Annotated in this window: 21 protein-coding genes; 15 read left to right on the top strand and 6 right to left on the bottom strand. The window is 68.6% G+C overall.

From position 1 onward, the window contains the following. The first annotated feature begins 2 nt into the window (after window positions 1-2). The 14 genes from FBT96_RS02535 (at window position 3) to FBT96_RS02470 (ending at window position 14,005) form a co-directional block, all read left to right on the top strand. Window positions 3-941 (top strand): ABC transporter permease, encoded by a 939-nt coding sequence (locus FBT96_RS02535; protein WP_136904812.1) that lies wholly within the window; start codon window positions 3-5, stop codon window positions 939-941. Then, window positions 931-1,878, top strand: a complete 948-nt coding sequence (locus FBT96_RS02530) for an iron chelate uptake ABC transporter family permease subunit (RefSeq protein WP_136904811.1) — start codon at window positions 931-933, stop codon at window positions 1,876-1,878. Before FBT96_RS02535 ends, FBT96_RS02530 begins: the two co-directional genes overlap by 11 nt. Beyond that, window positions 1,875-2,639 (top strand): iron ABC transporter ATP-binding protein, encoded by a 765-nt coding sequence (locus FBT96_RS02525; protein ID WP_136904810.1) that lies wholly within the window; start codon window positions 1,875-1,877, stop codon window positions 2,637-2,639. The genes FBT96_RS02530 and FBT96_RS02525 overlap by 4 nt, the downstream gene beginning before the upstream one ends. 243 nt (window positions 2,640-2,882) lie before the next feature. Continuing rightward, window positions 2,883-3,269 (top strand): YbaN family protein, encoded by a 387-nt coding sequence (locus FBT96_RS02520; protein ID WP_169583132.1) that lies wholly within the window; start codon window positions 2,883-2,885, stop codon window positions 3,267-3,269. Between the two features lie 80 nt (window positions 3,270-3,349). Continuing rightward, window positions 3,350-4,930, top strand: a complete 1,581-nt coding sequence (locus FBT96_RS02515) for an ABC transporter substrate-binding protein (RefSeq protein WP_136904809.1) — start codon at window positions 3,350-3,352, stop codon at window positions 4,928-4,930. Next, complete coding sequence (locus FBT96_RS02510; RefSeq protein WP_136904808.1) at window positions 4,915-5,916, top strand: ABC transporter permease; 1,002 nt, start codon at window positions 4,915-4,917, stop codon at window positions 5,914-5,916. The genes FBT96_RS02515 and FBT96_RS02510 overlap by 16 nt, the downstream gene beginning before the upstream one ends. Then, window positions 5,913-6,767 (top strand): ABC transporter permease, encoded by an 855-nt coding sequence (locus FBT96_RS02505; RefSeq protein WP_136904807.1) that lies wholly within the window; start codon window positions 5,913-5,915, stop codon window positions 6,765-6,767. Before FBT96_RS02510 ends, FBT96_RS02505 begins: the two co-directional genes overlap by 4 nt. Further along, a complete protein-coding gene (locus tag FBT96_RS02500) occupies window positions 6,767-7,504 on the top strand; it encodes an ATP-binding cassette domain-containing protein (RefSeq protein WP_136904806.1) in 738 nt (245 codons plus the stop codon). Before FBT96_RS02505 ends, FBT96_RS02500 begins: the two co-directional genes overlap by 1 nt. Next, a complete protein-coding gene (locus FBT96_RS02495; protein WP_136904805.1) occupies window positions 7,498-8,124 on the top strand; it encodes an ATP-binding cassette domain-containing protein in 627 nt (208 codons plus the stop codon). Before FBT96_RS02500 ends, FBT96_RS02495 begins: the two co-directional genes overlap by 7 nt. A 90-nt stretch (window positions 8,125-8,214) precedes the next feature. Next, entirely contained in the window at window positions 8,215-10,218 is a 2,004-nt protein-coding gene (locus tag FBT96_RS02490; RefSeq protein WP_136904804.1) for a TonB-dependent receptor domain-containing protein, read from the top strand. 34 nt (window positions 10,219-10,252) lie between these two features. After that, window positions 10,253-11,302, top strand: coding sequence for a hemin-degrading factor (locus tag FBT96_RS02485; RefSeq protein WP_249306207.1), 1,050 nt, complete (start codon window positions 10,253-10,255; stop codon window positions 11,300-11,302). Beyond that, window positions 11,299-12,144, top strand: a complete 846-nt coding sequence (locus FBT96_RS02480) for a heme/hemin ABC transporter substrate-binding protein (RefSeq protein WP_136904803.1) — start codon at window positions 11,299-11,301, stop codon at window positions 12,142-12,144. Before FBT96_RS02485 ends, FBT96_RS02480 begins: the two co-directional genes overlap by 4 nt. 1 nt (window position 12,145) lies before the next feature. Continuing rightward, window positions 12,146-13,210 (top strand): FecCD family ABC transporter permease, encoded by a 1,065-nt coding sequence (locus FBT96_RS02475; RefSeq protein WP_136904802.1) that lies wholly within the window; start codon window positions 12,146-12,148, stop codon window positions 13,208-13,210. 3 nt (window positions 13,211-13,213) lie between these two features. After that, window positions 13,214-14,005 (top strand): heme ABC transporter ATP-binding protein, encoded by a 792-nt coding sequence (locus FBT96_RS02470; protein ID WP_136904801.1) that lies wholly within the window; start codon window positions 13,214-13,216, stop codon window positions 14,003-14,005. Here FBT96_RS02470 and FBT96_RS02465 read toward each other — a convergent pair. From FBT96_RS02465 to FBT96_RS02440, 6 genes are all read right to left on the bottom strand, one after another. Further along, the gene (locus FBT96_RS02465) at window positions 13,972-14,208 is read right to left on the bottom strand and encodes a FeoC-like transcriptional regulator (protein ID WP_136904800.1); all 237 of its coding nucleotides are present in this window, start codon (window positions 14,206-14,208) and stop codon (window positions 13,972-13,974) included. The genes FBT96_RS02470 and FBT96_RS02465 overlap by 34 nt on opposite strands. Window positions 14,209-14,217: 9 nt before the next feature. Beyond that, a complete protein-coding gene (gene feoB / locus FBT96_RS02460; RefSeq protein ID WP_136904799.1) occupies window positions 14,218-16,554 on the bottom strand; it encodes a Fe(2+) transporter permease subunit FeoB in 2,337 nt (778 codons plus the stop codon). Further along, window positions 16,551-16,799 (bottom strand): FeoA family protein, encoded by a 249-nt coding sequence (locus tag FBT96_RS02455; RefSeq protein ID WP_136904798.1) that lies wholly within the window; start codon window positions 16,797-16,799, stop codon window positions 16,551-16,553. The genes feoB and FBT96_RS02455 overlap by 4 nt, the downstream gene beginning before the upstream one ends. After that, window positions 16,796-17,065 (bottom strand): FeoA family protein, encoded by a 270-nt coding sequence (locus FBT96_RS02450; RefSeq protein ID WP_136904797.1) that lies wholly within the window; start codon window positions 17,063-17,065, stop codon window positions 16,796-16,798. The genes FBT96_RS02455 and FBT96_RS02450 overlap by 4 nt, the downstream gene beginning before the upstream one ends. 140 nt (window positions 17,066-17,205) lie before the next feature. Next, entirely contained in the window at window positions 17,206-18,174 is a 969-nt protein-coding gene (gene dmeF / locus FBT96_RS02445; RefSeq protein WP_136904796.1) for a CDF family Co(II)/Ni(II) efflux transporter DmeF, read from the bottom strand. 8 nt (window positions 18,175-18,182) lie between these two features. Then, on the bottom strand, window positions 18,183-18,461 hold the full coding sequence (locus FBT96_RS02440; RefSeq protein WP_136904795.1) for a metal/formaldehyde-sensitive transcriptional repressor: 279 nt from the start codon (window positions 18,459-18,461) through the stop codon (window positions 18,183-18,185). Window positions 18,462-18,611: 150 nt separating this feature from the next. On the opposite strand from FBT96_RS02440, the gene FBT96_RS02435 reads away from it, so the two are divergent. Further along, a complete protein-coding gene (locus tag FBT96_RS02435) occupies window positions 18,612-19,073 on the top strand; it encodes a hypothetical protein (RefSeq protein ID WP_136904794.1) in 462 nt (153 codons plus the stop codon). Window positions 19,074-19,090 lie beyond the last annotated feature (17 nt).

The raw sequence follows: 19,090 nt of genomic DNA, 5'->3' as shown, positions 1-19,090 counted from the left end.
CGATGCATCGCCCGTTGCTTCTTGCGCTTGCCGGGCTGGGGCTGCTGGCTCTTGCCAGCCTCTGCGTCGGCGCGGCCAGTCTGGACGGGCGGGCGGGATTTCTGCTTTCGGTCTCGCGCATTCCGCGCACCGCGGCGGCGATCCTGACCGGGGCGGCGCTTGCCGTCGCGGGGGTGGTGATGCAGCAGATCCTGCGCAACCGCTTCGTCGAGCCCGCCACCGTCGGCACGCCCGAGGCGGCGGCGGCGGGGCTTCTGGCGATCACGCTTGTCGCCCCCGCCGCGCCGATCTGGCTCAAGATGGGGGTGGCCGCGGTCTCGGCGCTGCTTGGCACCGTGCTGTTCGCCGCGCTGATCCGCCGCCTGCCCCCGCGCGAGGTCTATCTGGTGCCGCTTGCCGGGCTGATCCTGTCGGGGGTTCTGGGCGCGGGGGTGACCTTTGTCGGCTGGGAAACCGACCTTCTGCCCTATGTCTCGGTCTGGCTGATGTCGGGCGAGTTTTCCGGCGTCATCGCCGGGCGTTATGAGCTGTTGTGGATCGCGGGCGCCGCGGTGGCGCTGGCCTGGGCCGCCGCCGACCGGTTCGCCATCCTCGGCCTTGGCCCCGAGGCCGCCACCGCGCTGGGCCTGAACCCGCGCGCGGTGCTGCGCCTTGGCCTCGCGGTGATGGCGCTGGTCACGGCGATGGTGGTCGTGACCGTCGGCATGTTTCCCTTTGTCGGGCTGATCGTGCCCAATCTGGTGACGCGGGTGATGGGCGACAATCTGCGCGCCGCCCTGCCCGTCGTCGCGCTGGCGGGGGCGGGGCTGGTGCTGGCCTGTGATCTGGCGGGGCGGATCGTCATCCACCCCTACGAGATCCCGGCCGGGACGATTCTGGGGGTGATCGGCGCGCTCGCCTTCCTGTGGATTTTGTGGCGAGGCGACCGCGATGGGCGTTAGGCTTTGGATCGCGCTGGCGGCGGGGGTGGTGCTGGTCACCGGGCTTTGGCTGTTTCAGGGCCTGTCGGGCAACACCAGCTTCGTGCTGTCCTTGCGGGCCGGGAAACTGGCGGCTTTGGCGCTGGTGGCGGCCTCGGTGGCGATGGCGACGGTGCTGTTTCAGACCGTGGCGCAAAACCGCATCCTGACGCCCTCGATCATGGGCTTCGATGCGCTTTATCTGCTGGTGCAAAGCGCTTCGCTGGCCACGCTGGGCATCTCGGGTTTTGCCGCCCTGCCCGCCGGGCCGAAATTCCTGCTGGAAACCGCGCTGATGACCGGCCTTGCGGCGGTGCTTTTCGGCACGCTTCTGGGCCGGGCGCGGGGCGCCGACATCGGCCGCACGATCCTGAGCGGGGTGATCCTTGGTATCCTGTTTCGCGCCGGTTCGGTGCTGGTGATGCGGGTGCTGGACCCGAATGCCAATGCCGTGGTGCAATCGGTCAGTTTCGCCAATTTCTCCCGCCCCTCGGTCGAGACGCTGCTTTTCGCCGCTGCCCTTGCGCTGCCCGCGATGGCGCTGGCGCTTTGGCTGGGGCCGCGGCTTGACGTGCTGGCCCTGGGGCGGGACCGGGCGCTGTCGCTTGGCCTGCCGTATCGGGCGATGGTGCTGGGCACGCTGGCGCTGGTCGCCGTGCTGACCGCGACGGCGACGGCGCTGGTCGGTCCGATCGCGTTTTTCGGGCTGATCGTGGCGGGGCTGGCGCAAAGTCTCGCGCCCGGGGCGCCGCATCGGCAACTTTTGGGGCTGTCGGTGGGGCTGGCGCTGATCGGGCTGATTGGCGGGCAATGGGCCTTCGAGCGGCTGCTGGGCCTGAAGGCCACGCTGAGTGTCGTGCTGGATTGCGGCGGCGGGCTGTTGTTCCTGATGCTGCTGATGCGGGGGAAGATCCGATGATCGAGGTGACGAACCTGTCTTTCACCGTGGGCGGGGTGCAGATTCTGGCGCCGACGACGCTGACCCTGCCCGCGGGCCAGATCACCGCGCTGATCGGGCCGAACGGGGCGGGGAAATCGACGCTGTCGCGGCTGATCGCGCGGGTCGAGACGCCGCCGCCCGGCACGGTGCGGGTGAACGGGCGCGATGTGGCGACGACCCCGGGCAGGCTGCTGGCGCGGGAGCTGGCGTTCCTCGGGCAGCATACCGGGCTGGCCTCGCGGTTGCGGGTGCGGGATCTGGTGGCCTTTGGCCGCTGGCCGCATTGCCATGGCCGTCCGGGGCCCGCCGATCACGCCGCCATCGCCCGCGCGCTGGCGGAGTTCGAGCTGGAGCCGCTGGCGCAGCGCTTCCTTGACACGCTCTCGGGCGGGCAGGCGCAGCGGGCGCATCTGGCGATGGCGGCGGCACAGGAAACACCCTGGCTGATCCTCGACGAGCCGTTGAACAACCTCGATCTGGCGCATGCGCGGGCGCTGATGGCGCATCTGGCGCGGCTGCGCGATGCGGGCGGCTCGGTGCTGATCGTGTTGCATGATCTGAACTTTGCCGCCGCCTGGGCCGATCATGTGGTGGCGATGAAGGCGGGCGCGGTGGTGGCGACGGGCAGGCCCGAAGCGGTGCTGACCGGGCCGCACCTTTCCGCACTTTATGACACGGAAATCGCGGTGATCACGCAGGGCGGCCGACCGCTGGTGCTGCATCATCTGGCACCCGCCTGACCGCGGTTTGCCTTGGTGGCGTTGACATGACAGATTGTTTTTGTCAGGTTTCCGGGGATCCTGATCCGCCAGAGCTTTCCCTGATCGGCCTGTCCGGCAATTTCCGTTGCTTCCGCACCCCGGCTGTGGCCTGCTTCCGGAAAGACCCTGCGACATGATGTCCGGCGCGGGGCAAGGACGGCGATTCGATTTCTTGCGGCCCCGCCTTTCCGGCGGGACGCCCGGCCACGAGGGAGGCGAAAGATGAGCCAGCACACGCCCGGAGAACGTCTGCTGCGGGCAATCTATCTGAGCATCGGGCTGATCTTCACGGCCGTCGCCTTTGTGGGCATCTTCCTGCCGGTGCTGCCGACGGTGCCGTTCCTGATCCTTGCGGCGGCCTTCTTTGCCCGCTCCTCCGAACGGCTCGAGGACTGGCTGCTGACCCACCGCGTCTTCGGCCCGATGCTGCGCGACTGGCGCGAACGCGGCGCGATCCCGCGGCGCGGCAAGGTGATGGCGCTGTGCGGCTCGGCGCTGGGGCTGGCGCTGTTCATCCTGCTGCGCCACCCCGCCGCCTGGCAGACCGCGGCCGTCGCGGCACTGATGGTCACCGGCGTCGGCTATGTCTTCAGCCGCCCCACCGCCTGAGCCCCAATCGCCGCATTCGCTGTGGACAGAGGCCGCGACCGTATGATTTAGTCTTCGCCAAATCATACTTTGGGGGCAACATGGCGAAGACAACCTTGAACGGGCTCGTGCCTGCCGCGCTGCTGGCTTTCGCGCTGGCGGCGCCTTTGCACGCCGGTCCGGTGCCGCCGCTGGTTCTGGCGGTGGGCGGCGAGCCCGAGGGCGGCTTCGATCCGGTGATGGGCTGGGGCCGCTACGGCAACCCGCTGTTTCAGGCGACGCTGCTGCGCTTTGGGGCCGATCTGAGCCTGGTCGGCGATCTGGCGACGGGCTGGAGCCTGTCGGACGACCGGCGGACCTGGACGATCAAACTGCGGCAGGATGCGAAATTCTCGGATGGCACGGCGCTGACGGCCGAGGATGTGGCCTTCACCTTCAACACCGCGCGCGATGCGGGCGGGCTCGTTGACATGAAGATCCTGCGCGAGGCCCGGGTTGTCGCCCCCGACACGGTGGAGCTGGAACTGACGCAGCCGCAGATCACCTTCACCAGCCATCTGGTCGGGCTCGGGATCGTGCCGAAGGCGCGCTATGGCGCGGATTACGCCCGTCATCCGCTGGGCGCCGGGCCGTTCCGGATGGTCGAATGGCGTCCGGGCGAACAGCTGGTGGTCGAGCCGAACCCCTATTGGCATGGCGGAACCATTCCCTTTCCGCGGGTAAGCTTCGTCTTCGGCGAGGAAGCGGCGGCGATCGCATTGGCGCAGACCGGGGCGGTGCAGGTGGCGGCCGTGCCCCCGGCCGGATCGGACAGCCCGCCGCAAGGCATGCATGCGCTGCATGTGAAGACCGTCGACAACCGCGGCGTGATGTTCCCCATGGTTGCCGCCGGGGGCAAGACCGCCGAGGGCAAGCCGATCGGCAATGACGTGACCGCCGATCCCGCGATCCGCCGCGCGCTCAACCAGTTGCTGGACCGCAAGGCGCTGGTCGATCTGGCGCTCGAGGGCCATGGCCGCCCGGCGCATGGTCCGGCCGATGGCCTGCCCTGGGATCAGCCCGCCGCCGCCCTGCCCGATGCCGACCCGATCGCTGCCGCGCTCACGCTCGAGGCCGCGGGCTGGCGGGACAGCGATGGCGACGGCTTGCGCGAAAAGGACGGGCGGGAGGCGCGCTTCACCCTTGTCTATCCGGCCTCGGATTCGCTGCGCCAGGCGCTGGCGCTTGGGGTGGCGGAACAGGCGAAGGCGGTGGGCATCGCCATCGAACCCGCGGGCAAAAGCTGGGATGACATCGAAACCGTGATGCATGCCGATGCGGTGCTGTTCGGCTGGGGCGCGCATGACCCGTCCGAGATCGAGGCGCTGTATCACGGCGATTTCGCCGGGGTCGATTACTACAACGCCGGCTATTACCGGAACCCGGCCGTCGATGCCCATCTGGATGCGGCGCAGGCGGCCCCGGATTTTGCCGCCTCGCTGCCGGAATGGCAGGCGGCGCAATGGGATGGAAGCACCGGCTTTGGCGCGCGCGGCGATGCCGCCTGGGCCTGGCTGGTGAACATCGACCACAACTATTGGGTCAGCGATTGCCTTGACCTCGGCCCGTTGCAGATCGAGCCGCATGGCCATGGCTACCCGATCACGCAGGGCCTGCAAGGCTGGACATGGACCTGCAAGTGATGCGCCGGACCTGGCTGGCGCGGCTGCTTCTGGACCGGCTGATCCGGCTGATCTGGCTGGTGCCGCTGGCGATGGCGGGGCTCTTCACGCTGGTCTCGCTCGCCCCGGTCGATCCGGTGCAGGCCTATGTCGGCGCGCGGGTGGCGCAGGTCGGCCCCGAGCAGCGCGCCGCCATCGCCGAGGCCTGGGGATTGAACGCCCCCGCGCCGGAGCGGTTCTGGCTGTGGCTCTCGCATCTCGCCGCGGGCGATTTCGGCATCTCGATCAGCTACAACGCCCCGGTGCTCGATCTGATCGCCCAGCGCGCCGGGGCCTCGCTGGCGCTGATCGGCACGGCGTTTTGTCTGGCGCTGGCGCTTGGCTTTTCGCTTGGCCTGCTGGCCGCGGCGATGCGGGGGCGCTGGCCTGACCGGTTGATCCGGGGGCTGGCGGTGATGCTCTCGGCCAGCCCGGGGTTCTGGATCGCGATCCTTTTGGTGTCGGTCTTTGCGGTGGGCCTTGGCTGGCTGCCCGCCTGCTGCGCCACGCCCCCCGGCCTGACCGCCGCCGAAGCAAGCCTTGGCGCGCGGCTGACCCATCTGATCCTGCCCGCCGTCACGGTGTCGGTCGTCGGGATTTCGGCGCTGATCCTGCATACCCGCGCCCGCGCCGTAACCTTTCTGGAAAGCCCGGCGGCGCGGCATCTGGCGGCGCATGGGGCCTCGGGGCTGCGGCTGGCGTTTCGCTACGGCGCCCGGCATGCGCTTGGCCCGGCGCTGACGGTGCATCTGGCGGGGGCGGGGGAACTTGTCGGCGGGTCGGTGCTGGCCGAGACGATCTTTGCCTGGCCCGGGCTTGGTCAGGCCACCGTGCGCGCCGCCACCGGGGCCGATGCGCCGCTGCTGCTTGGCATCGCGCTGGCAACGCTGCTTTTTGTCTTTTGCGGCAACCTTCTGGCCGATATCGCCGCGCGGCTGGCCGATCCGCGGCTGAGGGAGATGCGATGACCGATGCCAGCCTGAGCCTGCGCCCGATCGGCTTTCGATCGCCCCTGCGCCGCGCGCTGATCTGGCGCGGCGGGCTGGTGACCGCGGTCTTCGCCGCGCCGATCCTGGTCGCGCTGGCCCTGCCCGAGACCGGCCCGGCGGTAAGCGCCGCAACGCGCAACCTGCCGCCCTCGCTGGCGCATCCGTTCGGCACCGATGCGCTGGGCCGCGACATGGCGGCACGCAGCCTTGCCGCGCTGGCCGTCTCGGTCAAGATCGGGCTTTTCGCCGCGATCCTGTCGACGGCGCTGGCGGTGGGTCTCGGCCTTGCCGCGGCGCTGGATCGCCGCCTTGACCGGATCATCGGCGTGCTGACCGAGATGGCGCTGGGCCTGCCGCATTTCGTGCTGATCATGCTGGTCGCCTATGCGGCGGGCGGCGGGATCTGGGGCGTCGTCCTCGGCGTCGGGCTGACGCATTGGCCGCGGCTGGCGCGGGTGTTGCGGCACGAGGCGCAGACCGTCGCCGCGGCCGATTTCGTGACCGTCTCGCGCGCCCTGGGCCGTCCACGGCTCTGGATCGCGCGGCATCATCTGGCGCCGCATCTGCTGCCGCAGGTGGTGGCGGGCTTCGTCTTGATCTTTCCGCATGCGATCCTGCACGAGGCCGGGCTCTCTTTCCTTGGCCTTGGCATCCCGCCGCATCTGCCCTCGATCGGGGTGATCCTGTCGGAAAGCCTGCGCGGGATTCTGGCCGGGCATTGGTGGGTGGCACTGTTTCCGGGGCTGGGGCTGATGATCGTCGCGCTCAGCTTCGAGCTGTTCGGAGAGACCCTGCGCCGCGCCGCCGACCCGCGCGAGGGGGTGGCGTGATGCTGCGGGTCACGGCACTTTCGGTGCGGTTTCGCCGCCATGACGGCGGTCACGCCACGGCACTGTCCGGGCTTGAGCTGACCTTGGCGCGCGGCGAGGTGATCGGGCTTGTGGGCGGCTCCGGCGCCGGAAAAAGTCTGGTGGCCGAGACGCTGATGGGGCTTTTGCCCGGCAATGCCGAGGTTTGCGGGCAGATCACGCTTGATGGGCAAGGACTTGCCCCGGGGCAACTCGCGCTTGCGCCGCAAGCGATCGACGCGCTTGATCCGCTGACCCGGCTTGGCGCGCAGATCACCCGCTTTGCCCGGCTGGCGGGGCAGCCGCCGCCCGATATCCCCGCCGCGCTCGCCCGGCTCGGCCTGCCCGAAACCGCCGCCCGGGCCTTTCCGCATGAACTGTCGGGCGGGATGGCGAAACGCGCGCTGATCGCCACGGCGCTGGCGACCGGCGCCGGTTTTCTGATCGCCGACGAGCCGACGCTGGGCCTTGACCCCGAGACCGCCGACCGGATCCTTGCGCTGCTGGCCGGGCTTGCGGCGCAGGGGCACGGGGTCTGCGTGATCAGCCATGATCTGCCGCGGCTCATCGCCATCGCCGGGCGGATCACCATCTTGCAGGAGGGCCGGATGGTCGAAACCGCCATGGCCGGGGACTTCACCGGCGGGCAGCTGCGGCATCCGTTTTCCCGCGCGCTCTGGGCGGCGCAAAGCTGGGCAGAGGCGGATCTGCCATGTTGAGGGCCGAGGCGATTTCGCTGGCCTTCGCCGGTCGTCCGGTGCTGCACGAGGTGTCTCTGACGCTGGCCCCGGGCGAGGTGCTGGGGCTTTCCGGCGCCTCGGGGGCAGGGAAATCGACGCTGGCGCGGGTGCTTTCGGGCGCGCTGACCCCCGATGCCGGGCGGGTGCTGTGGCAGGGCGCCCCCCTGCCCCGCCGCCAGCCCGGCCCGGTGCAGCATGTGCCGCAGGCGCCGGAACTGGCCGTCGATCCGCGCTGGACCGTCGGGCGCATTCTGGCCAATGCCGCGCCGCCCGACCCCGAGGTTCTGGCCGCGCTGGCGATCCGCCCCGGCTGGGCCGCGCGCCACCCCGCCGAGCTGTCGGGCGGCGAGCTGGCCCGGGTGTCCCTGGCGCGGTTCTTCCTGCCGCAAACGCGGGTTTTGATCTGCGACGAGATCACCGCGCAGCTCGACGCGCTGGCGGCGCAGGCGCTGTGGCGGGCGCTGCTGCCGCTGGCGCAACGCCGCGGCATGGCGCTGATCGTGATCAGCCACGATGCCGCGCTGCGCCGGGCGCTGTGTTCGCGGCAGATCACGCTGGCCGCCGCAGACAAGACCGCGAAGATGAAAACCATTTCTTGACAAAATAACTCAGATAACAATGATGCGCTGAGATGGAGGACTGCCAGCCCGCGCCAGCAAAGCCGACACGCTTTCGACCGGGAGATCTTCATGCGCCTCGCATCGCGGCAACTGGCCGCCTTTCTGTTTTGTTCCACCGCCCTGTCCCTGCCGCTTGCGGCGGAGCAGGCCGATGACACGCTCTGGCTGGGTCAGATCGTGATCGGCTACGCCGAGGACGGCTCGCCGATCCTTGCGGGCGAAAACGCCACCCATCTGACCGCCGACGATCTGCGCGGCGCCACCAGCACCAGCGATCTCGACGGGCTGTTGCGGGTGCAGACCTCGGTCTTCACGCAAAAGGATCCGGGCAACCCGGGCGTTTCGGTGAACATCCGCGGTTTCGAGGGCTCGGGCCGGGTGGCGATGTCGCTTGACGGCGTGCCGCAAACTTACCGCCTGACCGGCCATGCCGCGCAGGGCTATGTTTTCGTGGATGAAAACCTGCTTTCCGGGATCGACATCACGCGCGGTCCGGTGACCGGGCTGGGCGGGTCGGGCATCGCCGGTTCGGCGAATTTCCGCACGCTTGAGGTGGGTGACGTGCTGAAAGAGGGGCAGACCCGGGGCGGGCTTGTCCGGCTGGACCATGCCTCGAACGGCGACACCACCTCGGGGATGGCGGCGGCGGCGATGAAGGCGGGGCGGTTCGATGCGCTGGCCGCGATCAGCCGCCACAGTGGCGAGAGCTACGAAGACGGCGACGGCGTCGAAGTGCCCAATACCGACACCGACATTTCCTCGGCGCTGGTCAAGCTCGGCTATGATCTGACCGAGACGCAGCGGCTGACCTTTTCGCTGATGCGCTACGAGACCGACTTTTTCGCCACGAGCTATTTCCAGCATCTGACGAATGATGTGGCGAAGATCGGTTATCACTACGACCCCGGCTCGAGCCTGATCGACCTGCGGGTGAATGCCTATGCCGCCACGACCGAGACCGACTGGCTGCGCGGCGGCTCTCCCTTTGCCTCGTCGGTGGGGCGCAACATGTCGACCAAGACGCGCGGGCTGGACGTGACGAACACGTCAGAGCTGCGCTTCGGCGGCTGGCAACTGACCAGCGTGAACGGGATCGAGGCGTCGCAGGACAGTCTGGGCGGAAGCAAGGGCGGGGTGAACCCGACCACGGGCAAGGCGCGCAGGCTTTCGGCCTTTTCGGAAAACGTCTTCGTTCAGGGCAAATGGGAAATCACCGCGGGGCTGCGGGCGAATTCCTATCGGCTGGACGGAGAGGCCTCGCAAGGCACGATCGACATCAAGAATAGCTCGCTCGATCCGAAGCTGACGCTGGCCTATCAGGCGACGGACTGGGTTCAGCCCTATGTGACGCTGTCGCGGGCGATGCGCTCGCCGACGCTGCAGGAAACCATGCTGGGCGGCAGCCATCCGGGCGGGGGCATCGGCATGATCGCCAACCCGCGGCTGGAGGCCGAGACGGAAGAGGGGGTCGAACTGGGCTTCACCCTTGATCGCGCAGGGCTTTTCGCCGAGGGTGACCGGCTTTCCGGGCGGGTGAATTATTACAACATGGAGGTGGAGAATTACATCGTCACCTCGATGGCCTTTACCAATGCCTTCGGTCAGACCGGCGCGGCTTTCGTCAACGTGCCCGGCCGGACGAAGACCGAAGGGGTCGAGATCGAGCTGGATTACGATCACCGCGCCTTTGATCTGGGCCTGAGCTACACGCATAATTCCAGCCATCTGCCCAGCCAGACCCCGGGGCTGGGCGCCGGGCAATATCTGCCCGATGACACGGTTTCCGTCCGCCTGTCGCGCGATTTCATGGCCGACCGGCTGACGCTGGGGGCGCAATATACCCATGTCTCGGGCGGGCTTTTCACCGATGCCTATACCTCGACGCCCTACCAGAAAGACGACAGCTACGAACTGGTCGATCTTTTTGCCAGCTATGACGTGACCGAGGATGCGGTGATCTACGCAAAGGTCACGAACCTTTTCGACGAGGTCTATGCGCCCTGGCTTTCGGCCAGCGCCACCGAGAACGGGCAGGGTCGCACCCTGCATGTCGGCACCTCGATCCGTTTCTGAGATCCGTTTCTGATCCATGTTGAAAGGAGAGCCCATGACGCGCCTCAGCCCCGAAGACATCCGCAAGGCCCGGGCGCTGGACCGCCGCCTGCATGCCCGCGATCTGGCCGTCCAGCTGGGTCTGGCCGAGGCGGAAATCTGCGCCGCTCTGGTCGGCTTTGGCGCCACAAGGATCGCGGCCAGCCCCGATCTGCTGATGCCGCGGCTGACCGCTTTCGGGCCGCTCATGGCGCTGACCCGCAACGATGCCTGCGTGATCGAAAAGGTCGGGGTCTATGACGATTACCGCCCGGGTCCGCATGCGGCGCTGGTGGTGAACGAGGAAATCGACCTGCGGATCTTTCCGGCGCAATGGGTGCATGCCTTCGCGCTGGAGGAGGAGACGGAAAAGGGGGTGAAACGCTCGTTGCAGGTCTTCGATGCGGCGGGGGATGCGGTGCACAAGGTGCATCTGCGCCCGGGCAGCGATGTCGGGCAGTGGCAGCCGCTGCTCGACGATCTGCGGCTGGCCGATCAGGGCGCGGTGCTGGCGCTGGCGCCGCGGCAGCCGCCCGAGGTGGCAAAAACGAACCCGGCCCGGCTGGAGGATCTGCGCAGCGGCTGGGCGGCGCTGGAAGACACGCATCAGTTCCTGCGGCTGTGCGCGAAGCTGAAGATGAACCGGCTCGGCGCATATCGTCTGGCCGGGGCGCCTTTTGTGCGCCGCCTTGCCCCGGGCTCGGTCGAGCGGCTGCTGTACCGCGCCGCCGAAATCGAGGTGCCGATCATGATCTTCGTCGGCAACCGCGGCTGCATCGAGATCCACACCGGCCCGGTCGGTCGGGTGGGCGATGCCGGGCCCTGGATCACGCTGTTCGATCACGGTTTCGATCTGCATCTGCGCATGGACGAGATCGCGGAAATCTATGCCGTGGTGAAGAACACCGCCCGCGGCCCGGCGCATTCGGTCGAATTCTTCGATGCGCGCGGGCTGCTGATCGCGCAGATCTTCGGCGTGCTGCGGGCGGGAGCGCAGGCGGTGGCCGAGTGGAACACGCTGGTGGCCGAGATGCCCGATGCCCCGCTGCGGGAGGCGGCAGAATGAGGGCGCTTGTCTGTGCCACGCTCCTTGCGCTGGTGCCGGGCCTGTTGGCCGCGCAAGACCGCGTGCTCTCGATCGGCGGCGGCGTGACGGAAGTGGTGGCGGCTTTGGGCGAGGCGGGGCGGCTGGTCGGGCGCGACACCACCTCGACCTATCCCGCAACGGTCACCGCCCTGCCCGATGTGGGCTACATGCGGGCGCTTTCGCCCGAGGGCGTGCTCTCGGTCGCCCCCGATCTGATCCTTTTGACCGAAGGCGCTGGCCCGCCCGAGACGCTGGAAACCCTGCGCGAAACCGGGGTGAAGCTTGTCCCCGTGCCCGAGGGGCACAGCCCCGAAGCGGTTCTGGACAAGGTCCGCACCGTGGCCGCGGCTTTGGGCGTGGCCGACAAGGGCGAAGCGCTGGCCGCCCGGCTGGAGGCCGAGATGACGGCGGCTCTGGCCCGGGTGGCACAGGACAGCGGGCCGAAGCCGCGGGTGCTGTTTGTTCTGTCGAACGCTGGCGGGCGGCTGACCGGGGCGGGCACGGGCACCTCGGCCGCGGCGATGATCGCGCTGGCGGGCGGGCAGAATGCGCTGACCGGCTTTGACGGCTACAAGGCCTTGGGCGACGAGGCGATTGCAACGGCGGCGCCCGAGGTGATCTTGATGATGGCGCGCGCGGGCGAGGACGCGGGCGGGCATGGCGCAGCGGATGTGGCCACCCATCCGGCGCTGGCGGCGACCCCGGCCGGACAGGCGGGCCGCATTGTGCGGATGGACGGGATGCTGCTTCTGGGTTTTGGCCCCCGCACGCCCGAGGCGATCACCGCGCTGCATGCCGCGCTTGCTCCGAAGGCGCCATAACATGGCCGAAACGACGCTTGCCGCGCCGCGGCCGCGCCGGGCCGGGCTGCCGCAGCGGCTGCCGGTGCCGCTGGTGACGGCGGCGCTGCTTTGTACGCTTGTGCTGGCGGCGGCGGCAAGCCTGAGCCTTGGCGCCTCGGGGCTTTTGCCCTGGGAGCCGCTGACCCGCGATCTGTCGCCGATCGAGACGGCGATCTTGCTTGATATCCGGTTGCCGCGGCTGATCATGGGGGCGCTGGTCGGTGCGGCGCTCGCGGTGTCGGGCGCGCTGATGCAGGGGCTGTTCCGCAATCCGCTGGCCGATCCCGGGCTGGTCGGTGTCGGCGCGGGCGCGGGGCTGGGCGCCGTGGCGGCCATCGTGCTGGGGGGCCTTCTGCCCGCGGCGTTCCGCGCCGCGACGGGGCCCTATGTCGTGCCGCTTGCCGCCTTTGCGGGCGGCTGGGCGGCGGTGCTGATCCTTGCCCGCATCGCCAGCCTGCGCGGGCAGACCTCGATCGCGACGCTTTTGCTGGCGGGGATCGTGCTGGGCGCGCTTGCGGGCGCGGTGACCGGCATCCTGATCTATCTTGCCGATGACAACCAGCTGCGCGATCTGACCTTCTGGGGGCTTGGATCATTGGCCGGGGCGAACTGGCTGAAACTGACCGCCGCCGCGCCGATCCTGCTGGCCGGGCTGGCGGCTGCCCCCTTCCTTGCCCGCGGGCTTGACGCGATGGCGCTCGGCGAGGCGGTGGCGCAGCACATGGGCGTGCCGGTCGAGCGGGTGAAACGCGGCGCGATCCTGTCGGTGGCGGCGATGACCGGGGCGGCGGTGGCAGTCTCGGGCGGCATCGGCTTTCTGGGCATCGTCGTGCCGCATATCCTGCGGCTTGCCATCGGGCCGTCGCACCGGCTGCTTTTGCCGCTTTCGGCGCTGTTCGGCGCGGCGCTGCTGATCGCCGCCGATACCGTCGCGCGGCTGGTCGTCGCGCCGTCCGAGCTGCCCATCGGCATCATCATGGCGCTGATCGGCGCCCCGGTGTTCCTCTGGATCTTGCTGGCCCGTCGCGCCGTCGTGGAGATTTGACCGATGCTGATTGCCACCGGAATCACCGCAAAACTGGGCGGGCGCGAGGTTCTGCACCGGCTCGATGTCGAGGCACGGCCGGGCCAGATCACCGCCATCGTCGGGCCGAACGGATCGGGCAAGACGACGCTTCTGCGCCGCCTGACCGGCGATCTGCCGGGCGGTGGCGTGGTTCTGCTGGAGGGCGAGCCGGTGGCGAAACTGTCGCCCCGCGATCTGGCCCTGCGCCGGGGGGTGCTGCCGCAGGCGAGCACGCTCGGTTTTCCCTTCACCCTGCGCGAAGTGGTGGCGATGGGGCATCAGGCCGGGGCCAGTGCGACCCGCCCGGGTGTGGTCGAGGCCGCGCTGGCCGAGGTGGGCCTGGCGGCAAAGATCGACGGCTTCTTTCAGGACATGTCGGGGGGCGAGCAGGCGCGCGGCCATCTGGCAAGGGTGCGGGCGCAGGTCTGGGAGCCGGTCGCAGACGGCCGCCCGGCCTGGCTTTTCGTCGACGAGCCGGTGGCGGCGCTCGATATCGGGCATCAGCTGCAGGTGATGGCGGTGCTGCGCCGCTTTGCCGATGCGGGCGGCGGCGTGGTCGCGGTGATGCATGACCTGAACCTGACCGCGATGCATGCCGATGCGATGGTCTTGATGGAGGCGGGCCGGATCGCGGCCTCGGGCCCGCCCGAGGGTGTGATGACGGCGCCGCTTCTGTCGCGGGCCTATCGCTGTCAGCTGTGCCTCAACACCGCGCCGCGCAAGGGGGTGTGGCTGCTGCCTCAGGCGGCGTCGCTGGGCACCGCCGGGCAGTAATATTCCGCCGCGGCACAGCCCTCCTTCGACTTGCAGCCGCAGCAGGCGGCTTCCTCGACCGCGAGGACAAGCCGCCCCTTGCGGACGAGCCGTCCGGCCATGTCGCGCATCGCCTCGGGCGAGGAACCGAAATGCAGGCTCAGATCGCGCAGGCTCGCCCGGCCGACCCGGGCGACGTAATCCTGAATGTCTTGCAGGGCCATCTGTGCCTCCTATTGTGCCGCGACGGTGCGGGCGCGTTCTGCCCGGTTCGCCCAAAGGCGCAGGCCGCCGAACATCGCCGCCGAGACAAGCGCCAGACCGACCAGCCAGCTTGCCGAGGCCCCGGGGTGCAGGCTGAATCGCGCCGCCTGATAGACGCCGGTGCCAAGGATCCAGCCCACCGCCGTCGCCCAGCCCGCCACGAAGACGGTCCAGCCGATGCCGGCTTCGCGCACCATCGCCGCCAGCGCCGCGGTGCAGGGGAAGTAAAGCAGGATGAAGAGCAGGTAGGCATAGGCCCCGGCGGCGCCGTCGAAACGGGTCAGCATCGCCTGGCCGGTGGGGGTGGCATTCGCGCCCGCCTGCGCCTCGATCTCGCCCAGACCGAGCGGATCGGTCCAGTTCGTGATCGCATCGCCCAGGTTCGCGGGCACGGTCGCCACGGCCTCGGAGAGCGCGGCGGACAGGCGGAAGGGCGCTTCTTCCTCGGGCGCGGCTTCGTCGCCCGCACCGGAAGCCGCGGCGGCGGCATCGGCCTTGCCCGCCTCGGCGTAAAGCGCATCCAGCGTGCCGACGACGGCCTCTTTCGCCAGAATGCCGGTGAAGACACCCACGGCGGCGGGCCAGTTTTCCTCGGTCATGCCCATCGGCGCGAAGATCGGGGTGATCGAGCGGCCGATTTCACTGAGCACCGAATTGCGGCTGTCGGCATTGCCGAAGCTGCCATCGGTGCCCATCGAGTTCAGCACGTTGAGCACCATCACCATCGGCACGATGATCTTCGTCGCCTGGGTCACGAAATTGCGGGTCTTTTCCCAGGTGCGGATCACCACGCCCTTCAGCGTCGGCACGTGATAGGGCGGCAGTTCCATCACGAAAGGCGTGACCGGGCCCGAGAGCAGCGTCGATTTCATCACCAGGCCCGACAGGATCGCCACCCCGATCCCGGCCATGTAAAGGCTGAACACGATCAGCCCGCCATGGCCGGGGAAAAACACGGCCGCAAACAGCGCATAGACCGGCAGACGGGCGCCGCAGGACATGAAGGGCGCCATCAGGATCGTCATCAACCGGTCGCGGTGACGCTCGATCGTGCGGGTGGCCATCACTGCGGGCACGTTGCAGCCAAAGCCGACGATCAGCGGCACGAAGGCCTTGCCGGGCAGGCCGATGGCCCGCATCGCGCGGTCCATCACAAAGGCCGCCCGCGCCATGTAGCCGGAATCTTCCAGCGCCGAGAGGAAGAGGAACAGGAAGACGACGACCGGAATGAAGGTCGCCACCGTCTGCACGCCGCCGCCAAGGCCGGTGGCGACGATCTCGCGCAGCCAGTCGGGGGTGCCGATGGCGGTCAGCGCATTGCCGAGCCAGTCGACAAAGATCGCCCCCGCGGCGATGTCGAAGAAATCGATGAAGGCGCCGCCGATGTCGATGGTGAACAGGAACATCAGATACATCAGCAAAAGGAAGATCGGCACGCCGAAGACACGGTTCAGCACCACCCGGTCGATCCGGTCCGAGGCGGTTTCCGACACCCGGCGCTGATCGCGGATCACCGCCGACATCACCGTGCCGATGAAGCCGTAACGGGCATCGGCCAGCACGATGTCGATGTCCTCGCCCAGCTTTTCGGTCAGATCCTTGCGGGCTTTCGTCAGCGCGGTCCGCAGCGCCGGATCGGGATGGGCGCCCAGCAGGCTGTCACTTTCCAGAAGCGAGAGCGCCGCCCAGTCGGTCTCCACCCCGCGCGCGGTCGCCAGCGGCTCGACCAGCGGGCGCAACGCCGTCACCGCCGCCTGCACCGGCGCGACATGGAAGCTGGCGCGCTGCGGCTGAACGATCTCGTGGCCCAGCGCGGCAAGACCGGCCTTGAGCGCGCCAACCCCCCGGCCCTCGGCCGCGACGACGCCGTAAACCGGACAGCCAAGGCTTGCGGACAGCGCCGCAAGGTCAAGCTTCAGCCCGCGGCTTTCCGCGATGTCGATCATGTTGACCGCCAGCACCACCGGAACCTTCATCTCCAGCAGTTGCGCGGTCAGGTAAAGGTTGCGTTCCAGGTTCGAGGCATCGACGATATTGAGCACCACATCGGCTTCCCGCGCGGCGACGAAATCGCGGGCGATCTGTTCGTCCAGCGACAGATCCCCTTCGGAGGCGTCGAGCGAATAGGTGCCCGGCAGGTCGATCAGCTCGACCTCGGTCATGCCTTCGCGGAACCTGCCCGACTTGCGTTCCACGGTGACGCCGGGCCAGTTGCCGACCTGTTGCCGGGCGCCGGTCAGCGCGTTGAACAAGGTGGTCTTGCCGCAGTTCGGGTTGCCGACAGTGCCGACGATGAGCTTTTTCATTGCGCGTCCTCCGCGAGCATTTCGACCTGAAGCGCATCGGCCTCGGCCTTGCGCAGGGTCAGACGGAAGCCGCGCAGGGCGATTTCCACGGGATCGCCCATCGGCGCCACCCGCTGCACGGTGAATTCGGCCCCCGGCGTCAGGCCCATCGACAGCAGCTTCGCGCGGTAGCCCCCCGCACCGCCCGCCAGACGCAGCACCCGGCCCCGGGTGCCGACCTTCATGTCCTTGAGCTGAATGGTCATTTCAGATCCCCCGTGCGGGACTCGGTGACCAGGATCTTTTGCGCCACGCCGCGGCCGATGCCGAAGCGGCTGTCGCCGACGGCCAGCACCACATGGCTGCCCTCGCACTGCATCAACCGGATCACCCGGCCCGGGCCGATGCCCATCGCCAGCATCCGCGCCGAAAAATCGGCGCAGCCGGACAGGCTCTGCACGGTCAGCGCCACCCCAAGGGGCGCCATCGCCAAAGGCAAAGCCTTCAGATCGGGGTGAAAGGCCATGGTCATCCGGCTGCCTCGCTTAATCTGACTGGATAAGTCAAGAACTGCGTCATTCCTGACTGAAATAGTATGGGTCAAATGCGCGCAGCCGTCAAAGCCCGGCTGCCGACGGGGTGCGAGAAGCGTGCCAAGTGGCAGGTGGCAGATCAGCGGGCCGGGTTCACCTCGATGGTGACATGGGCAAGTTCGTGCAGATGCGCCAGCCTTGCGCGATAGGCGGCGGGGGGCTGCGGCGGATCGGCATTCAGCGCGACGATGGCGCCGTGCTGCCCCGGCCCAAGCTGCCACAGATGCAGGTCGGTGATCCGGGCCACGGGCGCAAGGGCCTCTCGGATCTCGGCGGGCAGGGTCTCGTCTTGCGGGATGTGATCGACCAGCACACCGCCCGTCTGTTTCATCAGCCCGAAGGCCCAGCGCCCGATCACCAGCGCCCCCAGCAGACCGATGGCCGGGTCCAGCCAGACCCAGCCCCAGATCCGCCCGCCGATCAGCGCCACGATCGCCAGAACCGAAGTCAGCGCATCGGCCAGCACATGCAGATAGGCGGCGCGCAGGTTGCTGTCATGGCCGTGATGGGGATGGGGGGGATGATGATCGTGGCCGTGATGGTGATCATGATGGGAATGATGCTCCCCGTGCAGCAGCGCCGCCGAGCCGAGGTTCACGACAAGCCCGATCACCGCGACGGCAATCGCCTGGGTAAAGTCGATGCCGACCGGGGTCACCATCCGCCACAGGCTTTCCGCGGCAATCAGCACTGCCACCACGGCCAGCACCACCGCGCTGGCAAAGCCCGCCAGATCGCCGATCTTGCCGGTGCCGAAGCTGAAGGCCGGGTTGCGGGCCTGACTGCGCGCATAGGCATAGGCGGCCGCGGTGATCGTCAGCGCCGCCGCATGGGTCGCCATGTGCCAGCCATCCGCCAGCAGCGCCATCGAGCCGAAGACGGTGCCCGCGACGATCTCGGCGAGCATCATCGCCGCGGTGATGCCGATCACCAGCTGCGTGCGGCGGGCATTGCGGTCATGCGCCGCGCCCAGAAAGACATGCTCGTGCGGCGCCGCCATCCCGGCAAGACGGGGATTGGCGGCGGAAGGATCGGCGTGATCGTGCATGGGAGCCTCTATTTCAGATAGATCCGCAGCGCCTTGGACAATTCCTCTGCGCCGCGCTTGCGGGCCTCGGGGTCGTCGACCTCGCGGATGTGATGCGTCAGATGCGATTCGATCAGCTCTGCGGTCAGGCCGCTGACCGCGCCGCGCACCGAGGCGACCAGATGCAGGATGCCGCCGCAGTCGCGATCGGCCTCGACGGCGCGTTCGATCGCCTCGATCTGACCCTTGAGCCGACGGATGCGCGACAGAAGGGCGGTCTTGTCTTCGGGATGGGTCAGGTGGGACATGCTGGCTTTCGGTATAGCTATAGGGGTATGGGTATCATATCCCGGGCCTTGCGGCAAGGCGCAGACTTGACGTGACCAAGTAAAACAGTCAACTATTCCTTACCCAGCCTCGCGCACGGCAGCCCCCCTCCTCTCTCGAAAGGTCTGCCGATGTCGCATCCCGGTTGTTCGTCCCGCACCGCCTTTGGCCCCGCGCCCGCGCCGGGATCACACCCCTGGGCGCTGCTGCAGATCCTGCGGTTGCAGATTCAAAGCCAGATCGCCCCCGAGCGGCACAGCTGGCAGCGCGGTCTGGCGCTGGCCGCGTCGGTCTGGGGAAGGATCGAGGGGCCGCAGGTCTTTGCCGCGCTGGCCGAAATGCTGGAGCAGATGGGGCGGTCGCGGCGCTCGATGTTCCGGTTCTCGAACCCGGATTGCAGCGGCTGTGCAGCCATGATGACCGCGCATGAATCGCTTTTCCTTCAGATCGTTACCTTGATCTGGCAGGGTCAGGTCGAGAAGGCGGAACGCGCGGCCTTCCTGCTGTGCGAGGCGAATGACGTCAACGGCCTTGTGCAGGCGGGGACGCGTCTGGCGCTGGTGCTGCCAAGCGAGGCCGCGGCACGGCCGTGATCGCCCCAGAGGACGAC

The sequence above is a fragment of the Rhodobacter capsulatus genome (genome assembly GCF_005144475.1).
Classification (GTDB): domain Bacteria; phylum Pseudomonadota; class Alphaproteobacteria; order Rhodobacterales; family Rhodobacteraceae; genus Rhodobacter; species Rhodobacter capsulatus_C.
The sequence above is the reverse complement of the archived record's forward strand: the minus strand, read 5'-3'. Positions and strand labels throughout refer to the sequence as shown.